We start from the raw sequence: 20897 nt of genomic DNA, 5'->3' as shown, positions 1-20897 counted from the left end.
GAGCAGCTCACGCGTTACCTGGAGCTGCTGAACCGCGACCAAAGGGGAGGAACCCCAGCCGAGGTGCGGCTGGGGTTCCACTGGGTTGTGCGTGTCGAGCGGGTCAGCGCTGCAGGGTGAGGACACCCGGACGGTACGGCCACAGCGAGTAGTCGAGGCCGTTCTGGGTGGCGCCCCTGCCCTGGTAGAGGAACTGCAGGTTGCATGGGTCGATGGTCTTGGTCTGGTCGGGGTTGTTGCGGACCAGGTCACCGTGGCTGATGTCGTTGGTCCAGGTGGCGCCGCTGTTGGCCTTGCCCGCGAAGGGGGCGCTCTCGCTGCCGGCTTGCACGGTCCACGGACCGTTCAGGCTGGAGGCGGTGTACGAGCGGAAGTAGCGCCCGTTCGCGCCCCGCGCCTCGACGATCATGAGGTACTGGTTCTGGCCCTGGACCTTGTAGACCTCCGGCGCCTCGAACACCTTGTCCACGGTGTCGCTGATGACCGTCGTGTACGACGACCCGAAGTTGCCCGGGAAGTTCGCGAGCGGCATGGTCGACTTGTAGATCTTGCCGTTGTCACCGGCGAAGAACAGGTACATGTTCTGGTTGTCGGCGATCAGGGTCTGGTCGAGCGCGCCGGTGGGGGAGTTCTCGGTGCTGGGGAGGGTGCCGGTGAACAGCGGCTGCGGCGCGGACCAGCTGTTGGGGTTGGTGGGGTCGGTCGACGTGCGGTAGTTGAAGGGCCAGCCACCGCTCCACTGGGAGGCCATCACCCAGATGTTCTTGGGCGCGAAGTAGAACAGGGTGGGCGCCACCGCGGTCTGGCTCATGGCGGTCTGGGGGGCGGAGGCCATGTCCGACCAGTTCGTGAAGGCGCCGAAGCCCATCGACTTCCAGTTGCCGTCGGAGTACGTCCCGTAGACCAGGTGCTTGCCCTGGTACGTCACAGTGGTGAAGTCCTTGAGCGCGGCCCACCCGTTCGCCGGCTGGGCCAGTGCCCCGGTCGAGGTCCACCGGTATGTCGACGGAAGGGAACACGTGGTGCCCGAGGCGGACAGGCCGGTCCACTTCTGGTTGCTGCCGCCGTTGCAGGTCGCGATCTCCACCGCAGTGCCGTTGACGGTACCGGCACCCACGACGCTCAGGCACAGCCCGGACTCCACGCCGACGACCGTACCGTCCGTGTTCACCCGCCACTGCTGGTTCGTACCGCCGTTGCAGTCCCAGATCACCGGCCGGGTCCCGGACGTCGTGGCGTGGCCGGGCACATCCAGGCACTTGTTGCCGTACACGGTCAGCTGGTTGCTGTCCGTCAGCGTCCACTGCTGGTTGGTCCCGCCCCAGCAGTCATAGATCTGGGTGGCGGTGCCATTGGTCTGGCTGGCGCCCGGCACGTCGAGACACCGGCCGGAACCGGTGCCACGCAGGGCGCCGCTGGTGGCCGCCTGGGCGGCCGGGCTGGCGACCAGCAACGCCGCAAGCGAGACCATGGTCGCGGTCGCGGCGGCGATGACCGCGGACGGACGTCTGCGGCTGAAGCTGAGTCTGTGCATGGGGACCTCATGTTTCTGAGTGCGCGGCTCTGCCGGCTCCTCGGAGGCTGTGCGTGGGGTGGTGCGGCGCGACCTCGCATATGTTCGCCATGTCGAACACAGATCGAAGTATCGAGCAAGTGGATAATAAAGATCCGGCCACCCGCGTCAATACTTCTCACAGAATTCACGAGCCGGAAAAGTCACGAGCCGGAAGAAGGCCTAGTACTGCAACGGTGCTTGTTGTGAGTGCTGGCGGTTTTCAGGGGCTGTGTCCGCGTCGTTTGTAGTGGCTGATGCGGGCCTGGTGCTGGCGTCGTCGTCGCCAGTGGGACCAGTGCAGGATGTGGTCGACCGGGGTGGGGCGGCGGTCGGTGAGGCGGGTGATCAGGCGTCGGATCTCGGCGAGGCTGAGGTGGATGAGCCGGGAGGATCCGTTTCTGCTTTGTCCGTGTCCAGCTCTCGGGCCCGCAGGACGGTCAGGCGGGCGTGGGCGGCCATGGCCAGGGTCATGTGGCGGTGCCAGCCGGGGTAGCGGCGGACCTGGTAGTCGTCCAGGCCGCACTCCTGCTTCGCGGTCTGGAAGCATTCCTCAACCGCCCACCGGCTGCCCGCGATGCGGATCAGGTCGTTCAGCGTCGTGCCGGCGGGACAGTAGGCGATGTAGTAGGAGATCTCCTCGGGCCTGCTCACGCTGCGGCGGGCGAGGACCCAGTGCCGGCGGTCCTCGCGGTGCCAGGGCCGAACCTTCACGCGGGCCAGTCAAAGATCCGTCGGCCATGGGCTCCTTCACTGCAGGACCGGCGTTTCCATTTCTGCCGCGGCAGGCCGGGAAACAGCTCGTGCACGGGATGGTCGATGGACCAGCGGGTGACGACGGTGTCGTGCCGGGTGGTGGCCATGACGTGGAAGACGTCCGCCTGCTCCAGCTCGAACCGCCAGCCCTTGCTGTAGCCGTATGCGGCGTCCGCCGTGACCCAGCTGAACGGGATCTTGTCGGCGATGGCCCGGCGGATCATCGCCTTGGCCATGGCCACCTTCGTCTCGAAGCCGATGGCGTCGTCGATGCCGGCCCGCCGGCAGCGGTCCCGGTCGTCCGTCCAGGACGTGGGCAGATACAGCCGCCGGTCGATCAGCGTGCGGCCGCGGCCGGTGGCGTAGGCGAGGAACACCCCGACCTGGCAGTTCTCGGTGCGCCCGGCGGTGCCGGAGTACTGCCGCTGGACGCCGGCCGAACGGATGCCCTTCTTCAGAAACCCGGTGTCGTCGACGATCAGGACGGCATCCCGGTCACCGAGGTGTTCCACGACGTAGTCACGAACGTTGTTCAGAACCGCGTCGGCGTCCCACTCGATCCGATTCAGCAACCGCTGGATGCGATCGGGACCCGTGTGCCCGGCCTCCTCCGCCAGCGTCCAGCCGTTCTTCCGCTGCAGCGGCGCAACCAGACCTCGCATGTAAGCCAGCGCCGACTGCCTCGGCTCCCCCCGGTTGAACCGGTGCACGAGCCGCTCATGCAGAGCGTCAAGTTCCCCCGCCCACAACCCGACATCAGCAAGGTCCCCACCCATAACCACACCAACGACCGAGCTGGCCAGCAGTCACGGCAAAGACCGTTGCAGTATTAGCGCCGGTGCCGAGGATGCCGCTTCAGGCGTGAGGGCCGCCCTGCATGCCGCCGGTCCTCGATACGCCGGGCGCGGGCGCTGATCGGCTGCCATCGCCTTCGAAGGTTCTCGGCCAGTTCGGCTGAATCCGTCCGCCGCCCACAGCACATTCACCGCTGGAGCCGGCCTCGCCCGGATCCCTCAACGGCCCCAGTAACCCCTCATCTGCTGTTCCTGGTCGTGGACGGGGGCGTTGTAGATGCAGCGGTTGCAGACATCGGTGAGGCTTCACCATCGGTCTTGTCGTCCGCCGGTCCCCGGCCGACCGGTTGAGACCGCCGCCCTTCAGCGACCAGGTGAAACGGCGTCTACGTGGTTCGAGCGGTCCAACTGATGTGCCATCAGGCCAAGTTGCGTCGGGTGCCTTCCGGGATTGCCGGCACGCCCATATCCTCGTGCGGCCGACGTTACCAACGGTAAGGGGTGGCGATGAGTGGCACCACGCGCAGAGAGTTCCTGGGCACTGCCGCGGCCGCCGGCGGCGGGGTGGCCCTCGGGACCCCAGAAGCGGCTTCGGCCGAGAACGCCTCCACACCGCAGTCCGTGGCGGTCCTGGGCGGCGGTGTCGCCGGGCTCACGGCCGCCCACGAACTCGCCGAGCGCGGTTTCCGGGTCACGGTCTACGAACGCAAGGCACTCGGCGGCAAGGCCCGCAGCATGGACGTACCGGACAGTGGCACGGGCGGCCGACGCCCCCTGCCGGGCGAGCACGGCTTCCGCTTCATCCCCGGCATTTACCACAACCTGCCCGACACGATGCGGCGCATCCCGTTCCCCGGCAACCCGGGCGGCGTTCACGACAACCTCGTCGCCCCGAAGGAGATGCTGTTCGCCAGGTCGGGCGGCCGTGAGGACATCCGGATTCCGCTGCCCTGGCCCGACAACACCCCGGCCGAACTCACCCCCGACGAAATCCGCCGCGCCTTCACCGCCGTTCTGGACACGGCCTTCAACCTCCCGCTGCACGAGGCCCTCTACTTCGCCAACCGCTTCCTGGTCTTTCTCACCAGCTGCGACCAGCGCCGCGACAGCGTATGGGAGCGGACGCCCTGGTGGGATTTCGTCCGGGCCGGCCGGATGTCCTACGACTACCAGCGGGTCCTTGCGGTCGGCATCACCCGCAACATCGTGGCCACCAAGGCGGAGGAGGCCAGCACTCGTACGGTCGGCACCCTGCTGGAAGCCTTCGCCTTCAACCTCCTCGGGCGGGGCGCGGACGGACCACTGGACCGGATCCTCAACGCACCCACCAACGAGGCATGGATCGACCCCTGGGTGACCCACCTGAGGTCACTCGGGGTCGAGTTCCGCGTCGGCTGGACCGTACGGGACCTGACCCTGGACGCGGGTGCGGTCGCCGGAGCCGTCGTGGAGGACCGCTCAGGCGTGCGCCGGACCGTCACCGCCGACCACTACATCTCGGCGATGCCCGTCGAACACGCCCGCCGCACATGGAACTCCGCCGTCCGCGCAGCCGACCCCCAGCTGGCCGAGTGCGACCGCCTGGAGACGGACTGGATGACGGGCATTCAGTTCTACCTGACCGAACGCGTATCGGCCGTGCACGGCCACCTCGACCTCATCGACTCCCCGTGGTCGCTGACCGCGATCGCCCAAGCCCAGCACTGGCCCGGCCGCGACTTCCCGGCCGATTACGGCGACGGTACGGTCGCGGACTGCCTGTCCGTGGACGTCTCCGAGTGGGACCGCCCGGGCATCCTGTACGGCAAGACGGCCAAGCAGTGCACCCGTACCGAAGTCGCACGCGAGGTGTGGGCACAGCTGAAGGCGTCGCTCAACGACAGCGGTCGTACGGTCCTGAAGGACTCCGTGCTGCACTCGTGGTTCCTCGACCCCGCTGTCGACGGTCTCGGCACGCCGCATCCCGTCAACGACGAACAACTGCTCATCCACCCGGTGGGCACCTTCCACCACCGCCCGCAATCGGCCACGAGGATCCCCAACCTCTTCCTGGCCGGCGACTACGTGGCAGTACCCATCGACCTCGCCACGATGGAAGGCGCCAACTCCTCGGCACGGCAGGCTGTCAACGCCCTGCTGGACCGATGCGGATCCACCGCGCAACGCTGCACCGTGACCCCCCTGTACCGAGCCCCCGAACTGGAGCCCCTCAGACGCCACGACCGCACCCGCTTCCTCCTCGGACTGCCGAATGCCTTCGACATCGGCTGAAGGCCCCGCGCGTCATGGTTCCGCTGCTTCGTATGATCTTTCCGCGTTGCGAAGAAGCGGAGGTGGGCAGTGGCGCGGAACGGTCAGCGTTGCCGGAGGAGGAACGAGGACGGCGAGGAGGAGGGCTGCTGCGCGACCACGCTCGACACACTGACGCACCCCTGTTGCTGCGGCGGCGCGTGGTCACAGGCGGCGGCCCTGTGGCTCACGCTGCTGCGCCCCTCGCTCACCGTCGATCACGGCGCCGACCCGGCCGCGCCCCCGCCGCGCGGCCGGTTGGCCGCCGCGATGTACCGGTCCGTGCGGCACTACCGTGTCGCGGTCAGCCCGACTCGGCCGCCGTGCTGCCCGTACACCCAGAGTTGCTCCACGTACGCCGTACAGGCACTCCACCACCACGGCGCCCTCCGCGGCGGCCGGCTGATCGTGACACGCCTGCTGCGCTGCCGCCCCGGCGCGGCCCGGCACCGCGGCTACCGCGATCCGGTACCGCCGGGCCATCACTGACGGCCGTTGGGCACGGCCGGGCTGCCCGCGGCGGTGTCCGAGTGGCCGCCTACAACCCCACCTTCCCCGGTGTCCCACCCGCGGCCGCCCTCACAATCCCGCGATCTGATTCCACCGCTTGCTGAACTCCACGCGCTCGTCGGAGTTGACGTCCCGTGCGATGGCGAGCCGGCTGCGCATCTCCTTGTCAGGGAAGATCAACGGATTCTCGGCGAGGGCGGCGCTCTCCTCGTCCTGCGCGGAGGCCAGGACCTCCCGGGCGGCAGGGACCGGGCAGACGTAGTTGACCCAGGCGGCCAGCTCGGCGGCGACCTCGGGATCGTAGTAGTAGTCGATGAGCCGCTCCGCATTCGCTTTGTGCCGGGCGAGGTTGGGAATCATCAGCGACTCGGCCCACAGCTCCGCGCCTTCTTCGGGGACGACGAATTCGACGTCCGGGTCGTCGGCCTGGAGCTGGATCACATCTCCCGAATACGCCTGGCATGCCAGGACATCACCACTGGACAGGTCCTTGATGTAGTCGTTGCCCGTGAAGCGCCGGATCTGTCCCGCCTTCACCTGCTTCTCCACCTGGTCACAGACGGTGTGGAAGTCGTCGGCCGTCCACCGGGTGATGTCGACGCCGTTGCCCTGCATCAGCAGCGCGAACGCTTCGTCCAGACCGGACAGCAGGGTGACCCGGCCCTTCAGGTCGCTCGCCCACAGATCCGACACCCGCCGTATCTCCCGGCCGGTCCTGCGCCGGTTGTAGGCGATGCCGGTGATGCCGGACTGCCACGGCACCGTGCACGTGCGGCCGGGGTCGAACACCGGCGACCGCAACTGCGGGTCGAGGTACCGGGTCACGTTCGGCTGCCGGGCCCGGTCCATCTCCTGCACCCAGCCGAGCCGCACGAACCGCGCGCTCATCCAGTCACTGATGACGATCAGATCGCGGCCGGTGGGCTGATGGTTCATCAGCGCCGGGCTGATCTTGCCGAAGAACTCGTCGTTGTCGTTGATCTCCTCGACGTACTCGACCGAGATCCCTGTGCGCTTCTCGAAGGCCTCCAGGGTGGGCCGCCGCGAGGGGCGCTCGTCATCGGTGTCGATGTACAGCGGCCAGTTCGCCCAGTTCAGCCGCTGCTCGGTGGAGGACAGATCGACGGCGGCGCGGTCGCCGGGGCGTACATACGCGGCCGGGACACCACACCCGGCGAGTCCGCCGAGCACCGCGCCGGAGCCCAGCGCGCGCAACAGCGTACGGCGGGAGAGCGGAGGGATCGTCTTCAGGGGCATGGGGGCAGCATGCCGCGCCCGTTGTCGACCGAACAATTGACACGGCGTCGAGAGGCCGGGCGCGGGTACCGGAGACCTTGTCGATCAAGGGGCTCCGACAGACCTGCGAACGCGGAGTCGCCCCTGGCCGGCTTGAGAGGGTTCAATGCCCAGGTGGTGAACCGGGCACGAATGCGCGACTGCAGATTCGACGTCGATCGCGTTCCTGAGCTCTTGGAGCGGGTGGAGCGCCAGGACAACCCTGAAGCGTGGAAGGAGCTGGGTTGGCGGCTCGTCCTTGAGCACGACCTGCTGTCTCCGGCCAGTTTCACCGCCTAGCCGCGCCTGGTGCGCTCGCGCCACGCAGCGCGGAGGCGCGCGGCCTGGCCGGGAAGATCCTTGAGCGCGGACACGGCCTGGGGGCAGCTGGGCAGACAGAAGCCGCAGATCCCGGCCGCCCTGTTCGGCACTCGATCAGTAGGCTGGACTTCGACCCGACCCGGCGTTCTCATCGCGAACGCCGTGAATTCCAGTGCAGGGGCTCCTCATGCCGGCAGGTGGTTCTTTCCCCCCTCACCACTCCTCTGCGGCGGCCCCTCCGACGTTGGAGTCGCTGCTGTCGGTGGTGGGGGCCGGTGCTCTTGAGCTGTACGCGGCTCCTGGCGGCCTGGCCACTCCTGTACAGGGCGTCACCGTGTGGGACGTACGGGACCCGGGGGTGCCGCCGGGACAGATCCTGCTGGCGGTCGGTGTCGATCCCGGTTCCAGTGCCGCTGCCGACGTGATCCGGGCAGCCGGCCGGGCCGCGGCGGTGGCGGTGGTCTTCGGCCCGGATCTGCCCGGCCGGGCGAGTCCGGCGGTGCGTTCGGCGGCCGCGGACGCGGGCGTGGCGGTGTTCTTCCGCACGGCATGGGTTGCCTGGGCACAGGTGGTGGGCGTAGTGCGGGCGGGGCTGGCCGCGGTCGGCTGTTCGGCCGATCCGCAGATCGCCCGGGTGACTCTGGGCGATCTGGAGGGGCTGGCCGATGCGGTGGCCGCGATGGTCGGTGGAGCGGTGACGATCGAGGACCTGCAGTCACGCGTGCTCGCCTACTCGTCCACGGACGAGGATGTGGACGACATGCGCCGGCGGACCATCCTCGGCCGCCGGGTGCCGGACACAGCGGTGGCCGCGATGAGGGATACAGGCTTCTTCCGGCTGTTGTGGGGGACGGGCGACGTGGTCCGCCGCCCCGCCGAGAACGATCTCCCCGAGCGGCTGGCCGTCGCGGTCACCGCTGGTGGCGAGGCGTTGGGTTCCATCTGGGTGGCGGCCGCCGGGCGGCCGTTGCCGGAGACGGCCGAGGACGACGTGCGGGCTGCCGCGCGGGCTGCCGCACCGCATCTGCTCCATCACCGCTCCCGCCGGGCGGGCCAGATGCAGGTCGTGCAGGAGACGGCACGGGCGCTGCTGGAGGGACTGGGCTCCGCTGAGGCGCTGGCAGCACGCACCCCGCTGCCGCTCGACGGCCGGTGCGCGGTGCTGGCGGTGCACGCCGCGCCGGGAACAGGCAGGGGCCGGGACGAGAACCGTGTCCCTGACCTGGTGGCCGTGCAGTGTGCCGCGCACGGGCATGAGGCGGTCGTGGTGACGGTCGCCGATGGCGTGCTGGTACTGCTGGGCGGACTGGCAGCGGACTCCGAGCGCGCCGCGGCTCAGGTGACGCGGCTGGGAGAGGCCCTCGCCACGCAGCTGTCCGCGACGGTCGCCGCGACGGTGCGCGTCGGTGTCGGGGAGGTCGTGGTCCACCTGCGCCAGGCGGCCGAGTCGCGGCGGACGGCCGAGATGGCGCTTCGGGCACTGCTGTCCCGCGACGGACCAGGCACCGTCGCGCGGGTGGGCGAGGTGGCCGAGACGGTGGCGATGCTCCACATCTTCGACACGCTGCGCGAGGTTCCGTTGCCGCCGGAGCTGCCGGTGACGCGCCTGGCCGCGTACGACGCCGAGCACGGCGGGGCATTGGTCGACACGCTGAGCGCCTACCTCGATCACTTCTCGGACGTTCCCGCCGCATCCCGGGCGCTGGGCGTCCACCCCAACACCTTCCGCTACCGCATCCGGCGGGTGCGTGAGGTGTGCGGTCTGGAGCTGGACGATCCACAGGCCAGGCTCCTGGCCCATCTGCAGCTACGCCTCATGAGCCACGAAGGCCCCGGCGAGCGCTGACGTGGTCGGCGCGCACCAATGCACCTGCTCGCTTCCGTGCCCCGGCACAAGGACGCACCGGTCACCCGCGGCGCTTGGTCGGCGGGCGCACATCACCGCGCGGAAGTGTGGTCGCCGGGACGAAGACGCGGTTTCCCAGGTGCCGGAGTCTGAGGGCTGCGCGTCCGGTGGACCCGGGCGAGCACTTCGACGACCCGGAAGGCGCATGATGACCCACTCCCCGGCAGCACAGCGACGAGAACGCATCCTCACCGCCGCGATACGACAGCGGCTCATCGCCCCGGACGACGCGCTCCTGGCGGGTTTCGTCGACCTCGACGGCGTCGCCGACAGCGTCGCGGCTCTTCAGCGAGCCTTCCCCGACTCGGTCTCCGTGCTGCACGCGTTCGCCGCGAAGGCGAACCCCCTGGTCCCGCTGCTCGAGGAGCTTCGAGGGCTCGGCATGGGCTGCGAGGTGGCCAGTGCCGGGGAGCTCGCCCAGGCCCTGGCAGCCGGGTTCGCCCCCGAACAGATTGTTTTCGACTCCCCGGCGAAGACCCGCGCGGAGCTCCTCCAGGCGCTGGAGCTGGGTGTCGCGGTGAACGCGGACAACTTCCAGGAGCTGGACCGCATCGGCGACCTCCTCGCCACCCGTTCGTCGACCTCGCAGATCGGAGTACGGATCAACCCGCAGGTCGGCGCCGGCTCGATCGCCGCGAGCAGCACCGCGACCGCGACGTCCAAATTCGGCATCGCGCTGGAGGACGACGGCAACATGGAGCGGCTGCTGCGCGCGTACCGAGAGCATCCATGGCTCACGTGGGTGCACGCACACGTCGGATCACAGGGCTGCCCGCTCGATCTGATCGCCCAGGGCATCTCGAGGACCGTCGCGTTCGCCGAGCAGGTCAACGCCGTACTCGGCCGGCGGCAGATCGTCGGCATCGACATCGGCGGCGGCCTCCCGGTCGACTTCGACAGCGACAGCACCGCCCCCGGCTTCGACGCCTACGTCGACCGGCTGCACGACCACGCACCGGCCCTGTTCACCGGCGCATACCGGATCGTCACCGAGTTCGGCCACTCCCTGCTCTCCAAGAACGGGTTCACCGCCGCCTTCGTCGAGTACACCAAGACATCCGGGCAACGTCCGATCGCGATCACCCATGCCGGCGCCCAGGTCGCCACACGCACCGTGTTCCAGCCCGACTCCTGGCCCCTGCGCGTCACCGCGCACGACCCCACCGGCGCACGCAAGACCGGGCCGCCAGTGGCTCAGGACATCGCCGGCCCCCTCTGCTTCGCCGGCGACCTGATCGCCCGATCCCGTCCCCTGCCCGCACTGGTACCCGGCGACATCGTGGCGCTCCTCGACACCGGCGCCTACTGCTTCTCCGCCCCCTACCACTTCAACACGCTGCCCGAACCCGCCGTCTACGGCGTCCGCACCGAACCCCGGCGAGAGGTCCGATTCGAGCTCCTGCGCTCTGCCCAGACCATCGACGACCTGATAGCCCGGACCGGCCGGTGACCCCCGGTGAACTGCCGGCCCGCATCCGCCTGCGTCTTCGTGATGATCGGCTTGTATTCCTCCGGGGTGAAGGCGCTGCGCGCCGAGCCGACGGAGATGCCCGAACCGGTGCGTGAGCAGGAGCGCCACTCGCCGTGTGCGCGCGGACCAGCTGTCCGTCACCTCACTGATCCGGCCTGGTCGGACCGGTTCCGGCCGACCCCTTGACCCCTGGTGTCCTCCTCCCCGATGCTCAGTTGCGTATAGCGGTGCGTGTATCTGATAAAGCAACTCATGAAGCAGCGCACCCGCGCGAGTTTCCCGTCTGAGGAGCAGCTCATGGCTCACGAGGTACGTGCCGTCGTCGCCCGGAAGAAGGGCGCCCCGGTTTCCGTCGAGACGATCGTCGTCCCCGATCCCGGTCCGGGTGAGGCGCTGGTCAAGGTCGAGGCGTGCGGCGTCTGCCACACCGACCTCCACTACCGCGAGGGCGGGATCAACGACGAGTTCCCCTTCCTTCTGGGGCACGAGGCGGCCGGCCGTGTGGAGGCGGTGGGGGAGGGGGTCACCGGCGTCGAGCCCGGCGACTTCGTCATCCTCAACTGGCGTGCCGTGTGCGGACAGTGCCGGGCGTGCAGCAAGGGCAAGCCCTGGTACTGCTTCGCCACCCACAACGCGACGCAGCCGATGACGCTGCTCGACGGCACCCCGCTCTCGCCCGCCCTCGGCATCGGCGCCTTCGCGGAGAAGACACTGGTCGCCGCCGGGCAGTGCACCAAGGTGGACCCGGCCGCCCCGGCGGCGGCAGCCGGGCTGCTCGGATGCGGTGTCATGGCGGGCTTCGGCGCCGCCGTCAACACTGGCGCCGTCGGGCGGGGGGACTCCGTCGCCGTCATCGGCTGCGGCGGTGTCGGCATGGCCGCCGTCGCGGGCGCCCGGCTCGCCGGCGCGTCCAAGGTCATCGCCGTCGACATCGACCAGCGCAAGCTGGACCGTGCCCTGACCATGGGGGCCACCCACACCGTCGACGGCGCCAAGGGCGACGTGGTGGAGTCGGTGCGCGAACTCACCGGCGGCTTCGGCGCGGACGTCGTCGTCGAGGCCGTCGGCCGTCCGGAGACGTACCGGCAGGCCTTCTACGCCCGGGACCTGGCCGGCACGGTCGTGCTGGTCGGCGTGCCCACCCCGGAGATGAAGGTGGAACTGCCCCTGCTCGACGTCTTCGGCCGCGGCGGCTCGCTGAAGTCCAGCTGGTACGGCGACTGCCTGCCCTCGCGCGACTTCCCGGCCCTCATCGACCTGTACCTGGGCGGCCGGTTCGACCTGGACGCGTTCGTCACCGAGACCATCGGCCTCGGCGACGTGGAGGAGGCCTTCGAGAAGATGCACGGCGGCGACGTGCTGCGCTCCGTGGTGGTGCTGTGATGGCCGGCGCACCCCGCATAGAACACCTCGTCACGAGCGGGACGTTCAGTCTCGACGGCGGCACCTGGGACGTCGACAACAACGTCTGGATCGTCGGTGACGACGACGAGGTGGTCGTCATCGACGCGGCGCACGACTCCGACGCCGTCCTGGAGGCCGTCGGTGACCGCCGGCTGTCGGCCGTCGTGTGCACCCACGCCCACGACGACCATGTGCGCGCCGCACCGGACGTCGCTCTCGCCACCGGCGCGCGCGTTCTGCTGCACCCCGACGACCAGGTGCTGTGGAAGACGGTGCACCCGAACCGACGCCCCGACCGCCCCCTCGCCGACGGCGACGAACTCGTCGTCGCGGGCATCGGACTGCGCGTCCTCCACACGCCCGGCCACGCACCCGGAGCCGTGTGCCTGTACGCCCCCGACCTCGGGGCACTGTTCAGCGGCGACACGCTGTTCGCGGGAGGGCCCGGCGCGACCGGGCGCTCGTACAGCGACTTCGGCGCGATCATCACCTCGATCGGCGACCGTCTGCTGACGCTCCCCGGCGAGACGGTCGTGCACACCGGGCACGGCGACACGACCACCATCGCGGCGGAAGCCCCGCACCTGGAGGAGTGGGCCGCCCGCGGCTGGTGACACGAGCATCGCCGTACCGGCCGGGGTGGCCGAACGCCCTCGGTCCTCCGTGTTCCTGGCGGGCCTCATGGACACGACCCGCCCCGGCCATCCGGGCCTGTCTTGACAGTGCCGCGCGGCGTCCTCACACTCGTTGCCCGCATCGCACACCGTTCCTCGATATGCAACGAGGTGGACAAGCCCATGCTGACTCCCGTGCGTCCCCTCGTCCCGCCCCGCGTCGCATGAGCACCGCCGCCCGGGCCGACCGGGCCGCTCCCGCCCTTGCCCTGCCAGGTCTTCCCCGTCCGGACCGAACCCTGGTGATGGGCATCGTGAATGTCACGCCCGACTCGTTCTCCGACGGCGGGCGGTGGTTCGCCCCGGAACGGGCCGTCGCACACGGACTTGCACTGCTGGTCAACGACGTCTCCGGCGGACTCGCCGACCCGGCGATGCTGCCGTTGATGGCGCGGGCCGGTACGCCCTATGTGCTGATGCACTGGCGCGGGCACTCCGCCGACATGCAGGCCAACGCTGTATACACCGATGTCGTCGCCGACGTCGCCGACGTCGTCGACGAGTTGCGGGCGAGAGTCGAGGCGGCCCTGAGCGCAGGAATTCCGCCGGACTGTCTCATCGTCGACCCGGGACTGGGGTTCGCCAAGCACGCCGAGGACAACTGGCGACTCCTAGGCCGCCTCAGAGAGGTCATCGCCGCACTCGGCCGGCCGGTTCTGGTGGGCGCGGCGCGGAAGGCGTTTCTGGGCCATCTGCTGAGGGACCCGGAGACGGGCCGGCCCCGCCCGGCGCACCTGCAGGACGCGGCCACCTCCGCGGTGTCGGTCCTGGCCGCCGCGCAGGGTGCCTGGTGCGTCCGCGTCCACGACGTCGCCTCGACGGCCGACGCGGTGCGCGTGGCCGCCCGCTGGGGTCTCGAGAACGCGTCGACGCCGCCGCCGAAGCCCCGGTTCTGCGGGGTGCCCAGCTCTGACCTGCGTTTCCTATAGCGCAGGAGGTTTCACATAACGCAACGAAAAATAGGGGCGGGGAGGGGCCCGTGAACTCCTTGACAAGGGTTTGTGGGCGACCCCAAACTGACGTTGCGTTCACCGCAATCCGTTTCGCTATACGCACCGAGGTGTCATGATGATTCCCGCGTGCCGTCTCGTGGATCTGCCCCGAGGCGAGGCCCACAGGCTCGACATCGACCCGCCGGTCTCGGTGTTCCACACCGACGACGGCGAACTCTTCGCCATCGACGACACATGCACCCACCAGGACGCCTCGCTCGCCGACGGCTGGCTGGAGGGGCGCGAGGTCGAATGCCCGCTGCACGCCTCGAAGTTCAACCTCAAGACCGGAGCCGTCGACGCCCCGCCGGCCAAGCTCCCGGTGCGCACGCACGAGGTCTTCGTCGAGGACGGCATGATCTACGTCCGGCTGTCCACGGCAGCCCCGAACCTGCCTCCCTGCATAGCCGCCCGGCTCGCCGGGGGCGTCGCGTGAGGACGGTCGCCGTGGTGGGCGCGTCGCTGGCCGGACTGTCAGCGGCGCGCTCCTTGCGAAAGCAGGGGTACGACGGACGGCTGGTCGTCATAGGCGACGAGCTCCACCGCCCGTACGACAGGCCGCCCCTGTCCAAGGAGTTCCTGGCCGGCGGCATCGGCGAAGCGGATCTCGCACTGGAGCCGGACGACGAGGACCTGCAAGCGGAGTGGCTGCTCGGCGCCCGCGCCGCCGGACTCGACACCACACCCCGCGCCGTGCGGCTCACCGACGGCCGGGAGGTGAGAGCCGACGGCATCGTCATCGCCACCGGCGCTTCCGCCCGGACCCTGCCCGGCATGGACGGCCTGGCCGGTGTGCACACCCTGCGCACCCTGGACGACGCCCGCGCCCTGCGGGACGAACTGGCCCGGGGCGGACGCCTGGTCGTGATCGGCGGCGGCTTCATCGGCGCCGAGGTCGCCTCCACCGCCTACGCCCTCGGCCTCGACGTGACCATCGTCGAGGCGGCGCCCACACCACTGGCCGGACCGCTCGGCGCGACCATGGGCGGCATCGTCTCCGCCCTCCACGCCGACCACGGCGTACGCCTGTTGTGCGGCGTGGGCGTCAAGGGACTGAGCGGCGAGACCCGCGTCGACGCCGTCCTGATGGAGGACGGCCGCAGCATCCCCGCCGACATCGTCGTCGTGGGTGTCGGAGCCCGCCCCTGCGTCGACTGGCTGGCAGGCTCCGGTGTCGAACTCGACGACGGCGTCAAGTGCGGCGCGGACGGCCGTACCAGCCTGGCCGGGGTGGTCGCGGTCGGCGACTGCGCCTCCTGGTACGACCCGCGCGCGGGCACCCACCGCCGCGTCGAACACTGGACCGGCGCCCGGGAACGCCCCGACGCGGCGGTCGCCGCCCTGCTCTCCTGGGGCGAGTCCGAACCGGGCGTACCCAGGCCGCCGTACTTCTGGTCGGACCAGTACGGCGTGAAGATCCAGTTCGCCGGCCACGCGTCCCGTGCCGACAGCGTCACCATCGAGGAAGGCGCCGCCGACGACCGCAACGTCCTGGCCGTCTACCGACGCGCCGGGCACCCGGTCGCCGTCCTCGGGATGAACCAGCCCCGGCTGTTCATGCGCTGGCGCAAGCAGCTCGCGGCCAACACGCCCTGAAAGGGCGCTGCTCCTTGATCCGACGACGTCCGGTGTAGCTCGTCCCGGCGCGTGCATGCCCGATTCACGACGTTCCTCCGAGGAGTGCACTGTGACCTCGACCGGCCTGCCGGAAAGTCTCATCGCCACCCTGCCCGGTTCCGCCTACACGGACCCCGCGTTCTTCGCCCAGGAGCAGGAACACATCTTCGAGGCGATGTGGTTCTGCGCCGTACGCTCCGCCGACCTCGCCGGCCCCGGGGCGTTCCGGACCGTCCAGGTCGGCCGCGAGAGCATCCTCGTCACCCGCGCCCGCGACCAGTCCGTACGCGCCTTCTTCAACGTCTGCCGGCACCGCGGAGCCAAGCTCTGCACGGAGGAGAGCGGCGAGGTCAAGCGCGCCTTCCAATGCCCGTATCACGCCTGGACGTACGACCTGACGGGCAAACTCGTGGCGGCGCCCAACCTCACCAGGATGCCCGACGTCAGCCGCACCGAGTACGGCCTGGCAACCGTGGCGACGCGCGAATGGCTCGGTTACGTGTGGGTGTGCCTCGCCGAGAACCCGCCCCCCTTCGACGAGGTCGTGCAGGACGTGGTCGCGCGTCTCGGCGACACGGAGTCGATCGAGCACTACGGCGTCGAGGACCTCGAAGTCGGCAGACGCATCGTCTACGACGTCCGGGCGAACTGGAAGCTCATCGTCGAGAACTTCATGGAGTGCTACCACTGCGCGACGATCCACCCCGAACTCACCGAGGTGCTCCCCGAGTTCGCCGACGGCTACGCCGCCCAGTACTACGTGGGACACGGTGCGGAGTTCGGCGCGGACATCAAGGGCTTCACCGTCGACGGCTCGGAAGGCCTCGACCGCATCCCGGGCGTCACCGAGGACCAGGACCGCCGCTACTACGCGATCACCGTCCGGCCGCAGGTGTTCATCAACCTCGTGCCCGACCATGTGATCTTCCACCGGATGTACCCGGTCGCCGCGGACCGCACCATCGTCGAGTGCGACTGGCTCTACCTCAAGCACGTCGTCGAGAGCGGCAAGGACGTGAGCCGCTCGGTGGAGCTCTTCGACCGGGTCAACCGGCAGGACTTCGACGCGTGCGAGCGCTGCCAGCCCGCGATGAGCTCCCGGCTGTACGCCAAGGGCGGGGTCCTCGTGCCCAGCGAACACCACATCGGCGAGTTCCACACCTTCGTCCAGGAGCGCCTGGGCGCGGGGCGGCCGCAGTAGCGGCGGTTACCGGCGGCCCGGCGCCCCCCCAGCGCGCGGGGCGGTCGGCGCAGACGGCGCGGCAGGCTCAGCCCAGGTAGCCCATGCGATGGCTGATCTCGTCCGCGCCCTTGACCAGCACCGGAGCGAGGTCGTGCATACGGTCCTCGGTGAGCCGGTACGCCGGCCCTGAGGCGCTGATCGCCGCGATGACCTCGCCGTCCCGGTTGCGGACCGGGGCGGCCATGGCGTGCAGCCCCGCCTCGAACTCCTCCAGCGTCCAGGAGTAGCCGCGCTCCAGCGCCTCGGCGAGGTTCTTCTCCAGCTTCGTCTTCGCGGTCAGGGTGCGGGGCGTCATCTTCTTCAGGCCCGCGTCCGACAGCAGCGCGGCACGCTCCTTCGCCGGCATGTGGGCCAGCAGGATCTTGCCGCTGGAGGTGGCGTGCAGCGGCGTCAGCTGGCCGACCCAGTTGAACGCCGTGACGGCACCCGGACCGCGCACCTGGTACAGGTTGATCGCGTACTTCTCCTGCATCACGGCGAGGTTCACGGTCTCGCCGATCTCCTCGGCCAGACGCTCGCAGACCGGGCGGCTCTGCTGGGTGATGTCGATGCGCCCGGTGACCGCACCGGCGAGCCGGACGATGCCGAAACCGAGGCGGTACTTGCCGCGCTCACCCGCCTGTTCCACCAGGCCGCGCACCTCCAGAGCGCCCAGCAGCCGGAATGCGGTGGACTTGTGGACGTCGATCTCGGCGGCTACCTCGCTGACGCCCGCCTCGCCGCGCCGGGCCAGGATCTCCAGCACGGTGATGGCTCGATCGACCGACTGCACTCCGCCGGTCGGCGCACTTGTCGTTTCGGTATCTGGATGGTAGTTGCTCACAACGCAACTATACGGGCGATTAACATAGCCGACAGCGGTGCAGGTCACGGCCTTGGTCGAGAAAATCGGAAGTTGCGTTGTCCGCAACCTGGTGCGCATAGAGATACCGGTACTAGCATGCCGCGCATTCTCTACGGCGCGAGCGAGACGAGGCCTCATGGCTGACTTGCAGTACGACTTCGTCATCGTCGGTGGTGGATCGGCCGGCAGTGCACTGGCCAACCGGCTCTCCGCGGATCCCGGCAACCGGGTACTGGTCCTGGAGGCGGGCAGACCCGACTACCCATGGGACGTCTTCATCCACATGCCCGCGGCACTGACCTACCCGATCGGCAGCCGCTTCTACGACTGGAAGTACGAGTCCGAACCCGAGCCCCACATGGGCGGCCGGCGCGTCTACCACGCGCGCGGCAAGGTCCTGGGCGGTTCCAGCAGCATCAACGGCATGATCTTCCAGCGCGGCAACCCCATGGACTACGAGCGCTGGGCGGCCGACCCCGGAATGGAGAGCTGGGACTACGCGCACTGTCTGCCGTACTTCCGGCGGATGGAGAACTGCCTGGCCGCCGACCCGGACGACGAGTTCCGCGGCCACGACGGCCCCCTCGTCCTCGAACGGGGTCCCGGGACCAACCCGCTCTTCGAGGCCTTCCTCAAGGCCACCGAGGAAGCGGGGCACGCTCCCACCAGTGACGTGAACGGCTATCGGCAGGAAGGTTTCGCCAGGTTCGACCGCAATGTCCACCGCGGGCGCCGCCTGTCGGCCGCGAAGGCGTACCTCAAGCCCGTGCGGAAGCGGCCCAACCTCACCGTCACCACGCGTGCCCTGGTCACCCGGGTCCTCTTCGAGGGCAAGCGGGCCGTCGGCGTCGAGTATCGGCACGGCCGCGGCAGGCCCCAGCGGGTGCGGGCCGGTGAGGTGATCCTCTGCGGAGGCGCGATCAACTCCCCGCAGCTCCTCCAGCTCTCCGGCGTCGGCAACGCCAAGGAGCTCGCGGCGCTCGGCGTGGACGTCGTACACGATCTGCCGGGCGTCGGCGAGAACCTCCAGGACCACCTGGAGGTGTACATCCAGTACGGGTGCAAGCAGCCCGTCTCCATGCAGCCGTACCTCGCGAAGTGGCGTGCCCCCTTCATCGGCCTGCAGTGGCTCTTCCGTACGGGACCGGCCGCGACCAACCACTTCGAGGCGGGCGGCTTCGTCCGCGGCAACGACGACGTGGACTACCCCAACCTGATGTTCCACTTCCTGCCCATCGCGGTCCGCTACGACGGCTCCGTCCCGGCCGGCGGACACGGCTACCAGGTGCACGTCGGGCCCATGTACTCCGACGCCATCGGCTCGGTGAAGATCAAGAGCAAGGATCCCGCCGAACACCCCGCGCTGCGCTTCAACTACCTCTCCACCGAGCAGGACCGCCGGGAGTGGGTCGAGGCCGTCAGGGTCGCGCGCAGGCTGCTCAACCAGCCCGCCATGGCCCCGTACAACGCCGGGGAGATCTCGCCCGGCCCGGCCGTGGAGAGCGATGAGGAGATCCTCGCCTGGGTCGCCAAGGACGCCGAGACCGCGCTGCATCCGTCCTGCACCTGCAAGATGGGCACCGACGAGATGGCCGTCGTGGACCCGGCCGACCTGCGCGTGCACGGCGTGGAGGGACTGCGGGTCGTCGACGCGTCCGTGATGCCCTACATCACCAACGGCAACATCTACGCGCCGGTGATGATGATCGCGGAGAAGGCCGCCGACCTCATCCTCGGCAAGGAGCCGCTGCCGCCGTCCGGCGCCGCGTACTACCGGCACCGCGAAGCCTCCGCGTAACCCACTGTTTTCAGACAGCCGACCGGCCCGGAAATCCGGTGGTCCGGGCTGGTCGGCGTCGGGTTCTATGGGTTGCCCCCTTGGTAAAACCGTCATCGGCCAACCCCTTGACGTGGGTTCCCGCCTTCTCCAGAGTGTTCCACCACAAGCAATGCGGTGCGTGATGCGCAACGCGATTCGCTCGAAGGGCCCCGACGTGGCAGACCTGTACGTGGACGGCAAATGGCGTGATCCCGTGGCCGGAGGCCACCGGGACATCCGCTGCCCCGCCGACGGCACACTCTCCGTGACCGTGTCCGAAGGCACCCGCCCCGACACCGAGGCGGCCATCGCCGCAGCCCGCCGGGCCTTCGACGAGGGGCCCTGGCCGCGCACCCCCGAGCGCGAGCGCGGCGCGCTCCTGCTGCGCACCGCCGACATCCTCGAACGCGACGCCGACGCGTTCGCCCGCGCCGAATCACTGGACACCGGCAAGCGGCTGGTGGAGAGCGAGTACGACGTCGCCGACGTCGTCTCCTGCTTCCGCTACTACGGAGGGCTCGGCGGCACCGACGCCGGCCGGGTGATCGACACCGGCCGCGACGACGCCGTCAGCCGCGTCGTGTACGAGCCGATCGGCGTGTGCGCACTGATCACCCCCTGGAACTACCCACTGCTCCAGGCGAGCTGGAAGGTCGCCCCGGCCCTCCTCGCCGGCAACACCATCGTGCTCAAGCCCAGCGAACTCACCCCCTCCACCTCGATCCTGCTGATGAGGGCCCTGGCGGAGGCCGGACTTCCGGACGGCACCGCCAACCTCGTCCTGGGAACCGGGCCCGAGGTGGGGGCACCGCTTGCCGAGGACCCCGCTGTCGACATGGTCTCCTTCACCGGCGGCCTGGACACCGGCAGGCGCATCATGGCCACCGCCGCCGCGACCGTGAAGAAGGTCGCGCTGGAGCTCGGCGGCAAGAACCCCAATGTCGTCTTCGCCGACGCCGACTTCGAGACGGCCGTGGACTTCGCGCTCACGGCCGTCTTTCTGCATTCCGGGCAGGTCTGCTCGGCCGGCGCCCGGCTGATCGTCGAGGACGCACTGCACGACCGGTTCGTCGACGAGGTGGTCCGCCGCGCCCGGCGCATCCGCCTCGGCGGTCCCTTCGACCCGCAGGCCGACACCGGCCCGCTGATCTCCGCCCAGCACCTGGCGAAGGTCGAGGCCTACGTCGCGGCCGGACTCGCGGAGGGCGCCGTCCTGCGCTGCGGCGGCGAACGCCCCGACGACCCGGCCCTGGCCGACGGCCACTACTACCCGCCGACCGTGCTCGACGCGTGCGGCCAGGACATGAGCGTGGTGCACGAGGAGTCCTTCGGGCCCGTCCTCACCGTGGAGCGCTTCACCGACGAGGACGACGCGGTACGCATCGCCAACGACACCGAGTACGGACTCGCCGGCGCCGTCTGGACGCAGG

General features: G+C 69.7%; 15 protein-coding genes and 1 pseudogene. 12 read left to right on the top strand and 4 right to left on the bottom strand.

The features are described 5' to 3' along the window. Positions 1-103: 103 nt before the first annotated feature. Both ABT116_RS26185 and ABT116_RS26180 read right to left on the bottom strand, forming a co-directional pair. Positions 104-1534, bottom strand: coding sequence for a non-reducing end alpha-L-arabinofuranosidase family hydrolase (locus ABT116_RS26185; protein WP_351638425.1), 1431 nt, complete (start codon positions 1532-1534; stop codon positions 104-106). A gap of 366 nt (positions 1535-1900) precedes the next feature. Next, a pseudogene (locus tag ABT116_RS26180) lies at positions 1901-3084 on the bottom strand (IS701 family transposase). A 525-nt stretch (positions 3085-3609) separates the two neighbouring features. Here ABT116_RS26180 and ABT116_RS26175 point away from each other — a divergent pair. Then, positions 3610-5373 carry a hydroxysqualene dehydroxylase gene (locus ABT116_RS26175; RefSeq protein WP_351638421.1) on the top strand — a complete coding sequence of 588 codons (1764 nt, stop codon included), beginning with the start codon at positions 3610-3612 and terminating at the stop codon, positions 5371-5373. Positions 5374-5442: 69 nt separating this feature from the next. Then, the gene (gene yidD, locus ABT116_RS26170) at positions 5443-5880 is read left to right on the top strand and encodes a membrane protein insertion efficiency factor YidD (protein WP_351638418.1); all 438 of its coding nucleotides are present in this window, start codon (positions 5443-5445) and stop codon (positions 5878-5880) included. Between the two features lie 90 nt (positions 5881-5970). Here yidD and ABT116_RS26165 read toward each other — a convergent pair whose 3' ends face one another. Then, complete coding sequence (locus tag ABT116_RS26165) at positions 5971-7158, bottom strand: ABC transporter substrate-binding protein (protein ID WP_351638416.1); 1188 nt, start codon at positions 7156-7158, stop codon at positions 5971-5973. Positions 7159-7741: 583 nt separating this feature from the next. On the opposite strand from ABT116_RS26165, the gene ABT116_RS26160 reads away from it, so the two are divergent. The 8 genes from ABT116_RS26160 to ABT116_RS26125 all read left to right on the top strand — a co-directional run bounded on the left by ABT116_RS26160 (position 7742) and on the right by ABT116_RS26125 (position 16762). After that, on the top strand, positions 7742-9343 hold the full coding sequence (locus tag ABT116_RS26160) for a PucR family transcriptional regulator (protein WP_351638413.1): 1602 nt from the start codon (positions 7742-7744) through the stop codon (positions 9341-9343). Between the two features lie 205 nt (positions 9344-9548). Then, positions 9549-10853, top strand: a complete 1305-nt coding sequence (locus ABT116_RS26155) for a type III PLP-dependent enzyme domain-containing protein (RefSeq protein WP_351638411.1) — start codon at positions 9549-9551, stop codon at positions 10851-10853. A gap of 318 nt (positions 10854-11171) precedes the next feature. Beyond that, positions 11172-12257: an S-(hydroxymethyl)mycothiol dehydrogenase gene (locus ABT116_RS26150; RefSeq protein ID WP_351638407.1), complete on the top strand. Its 1086-nt coding sequence runs from the start codon at positions 11172-11174 to the stop codon at positions 12255-12257. Continuing rightward, entirely contained in the window at positions 12257-12892 is a 636-nt protein-coding gene (locus ABT116_RS26145) for an MBL fold metallo-hydrolase (protein WP_351638404.1), read from the top strand. The genes ABT116_RS26150 and ABT116_RS26145 overlap by 1 nt, the downstream gene beginning before the upstream one ends. Before the next feature lie 224 nt (positions 12893-13116). Beyond that, the gene (locus ABT116_RS26140; protein WP_502983942.1) at positions 13117-13881 is read left to right on the top strand and encodes a dihydropteroate synthase; all 765 of its coding nucleotides are present in this window, start codon (positions 13117-13119) and stop codon (positions 13879-13881) included. Between the two features lie 136 nt (positions 13882-14017). Continuing rightward, positions 14018-14380 (top strand): bifunctional 3-phenylpropionate/cinnamic acid dioxygenase ferredoxin subunit, encoded by a 363-nt coding sequence (locus tag ABT116_RS26135; RefSeq protein ID WP_351638401.1) that lies wholly within the window; start codon positions 14018-14020, stop codon positions 14378-14380. Next, the gene (locus tag ABT116_RS26130) at positions 14377-15540 is read left to right on the top strand and encodes an NAD(P)/FAD-dependent oxidoreductase (RefSeq protein ID WP_351638399.1); all 1164 of its coding nucleotides are present in this window, start codon (positions 14377-14379) and stop codon (positions 15538-15540) included. Before ABT116_RS26135 ends, ABT116_RS26130 begins: the two co-directional genes overlap by 4 nt. 91 nt (positions 15541-15631) lie before the next feature. Next, entirely contained in the window at positions 15632-16762 is a 1131-nt protein-coding gene (locus tag ABT116_RS26125) for an aromatic ring-hydroxylating oxygenase subunit alpha (RefSeq protein WP_351638396.1), read from the top strand. A 67-nt stretch (positions 16763-16829) separates the two neighbouring features. Here ABT116_RS26125 and ABT116_RS26120 read toward each other — a convergent pair whose 3' ends face one another. Continuing rightward, positions 16830-17576: an IclR family transcriptional regulator gene (locus ABT116_RS26120; protein ID WP_107457790.1), complete on the bottom strand. Its 747-nt coding sequence runs from the start codon at positions 17574-17576 to the stop codon at positions 16830-16832. 208 nt (positions 17577-17784) lie between these two features. Here ABT116_RS26120 and betA point away from each other — a divergent pair, with 208 nt between their 5' ends. Next, positions 17785-19446 carry a choline dehydrogenase gene (gene betA, locus ABT116_RS26115; RefSeq protein ID WP_351638394.1) on the top strand — a complete coding sequence of 554 codons (1662 nt, stop codon included), beginning with the start codon at positions 17785-17787 and terminating at the stop codon, positions 19444-19446. Positions 19447-19642: 196 nt separating this feature from the next. Next, positions 19643-20897 (top strand): aldehyde dehydrogenase family protein (locus ABT116_RS26110; RefSeq protein ID WP_351638391.1); only part of this gene is annotated, 1255 nt, incomplete at its 3' end.

Source organism: Streptomyces sp. NPDC002130, assembly GCF_040296465.1.
GTDB lineage: Bacteria > Actinomycetota > Actinomycetes > Streptomycetales > Streptomycetaceae > Streptomyces.
This window is presented reverse-complemented; position numbering and strand designations above follow the sequence as displayed.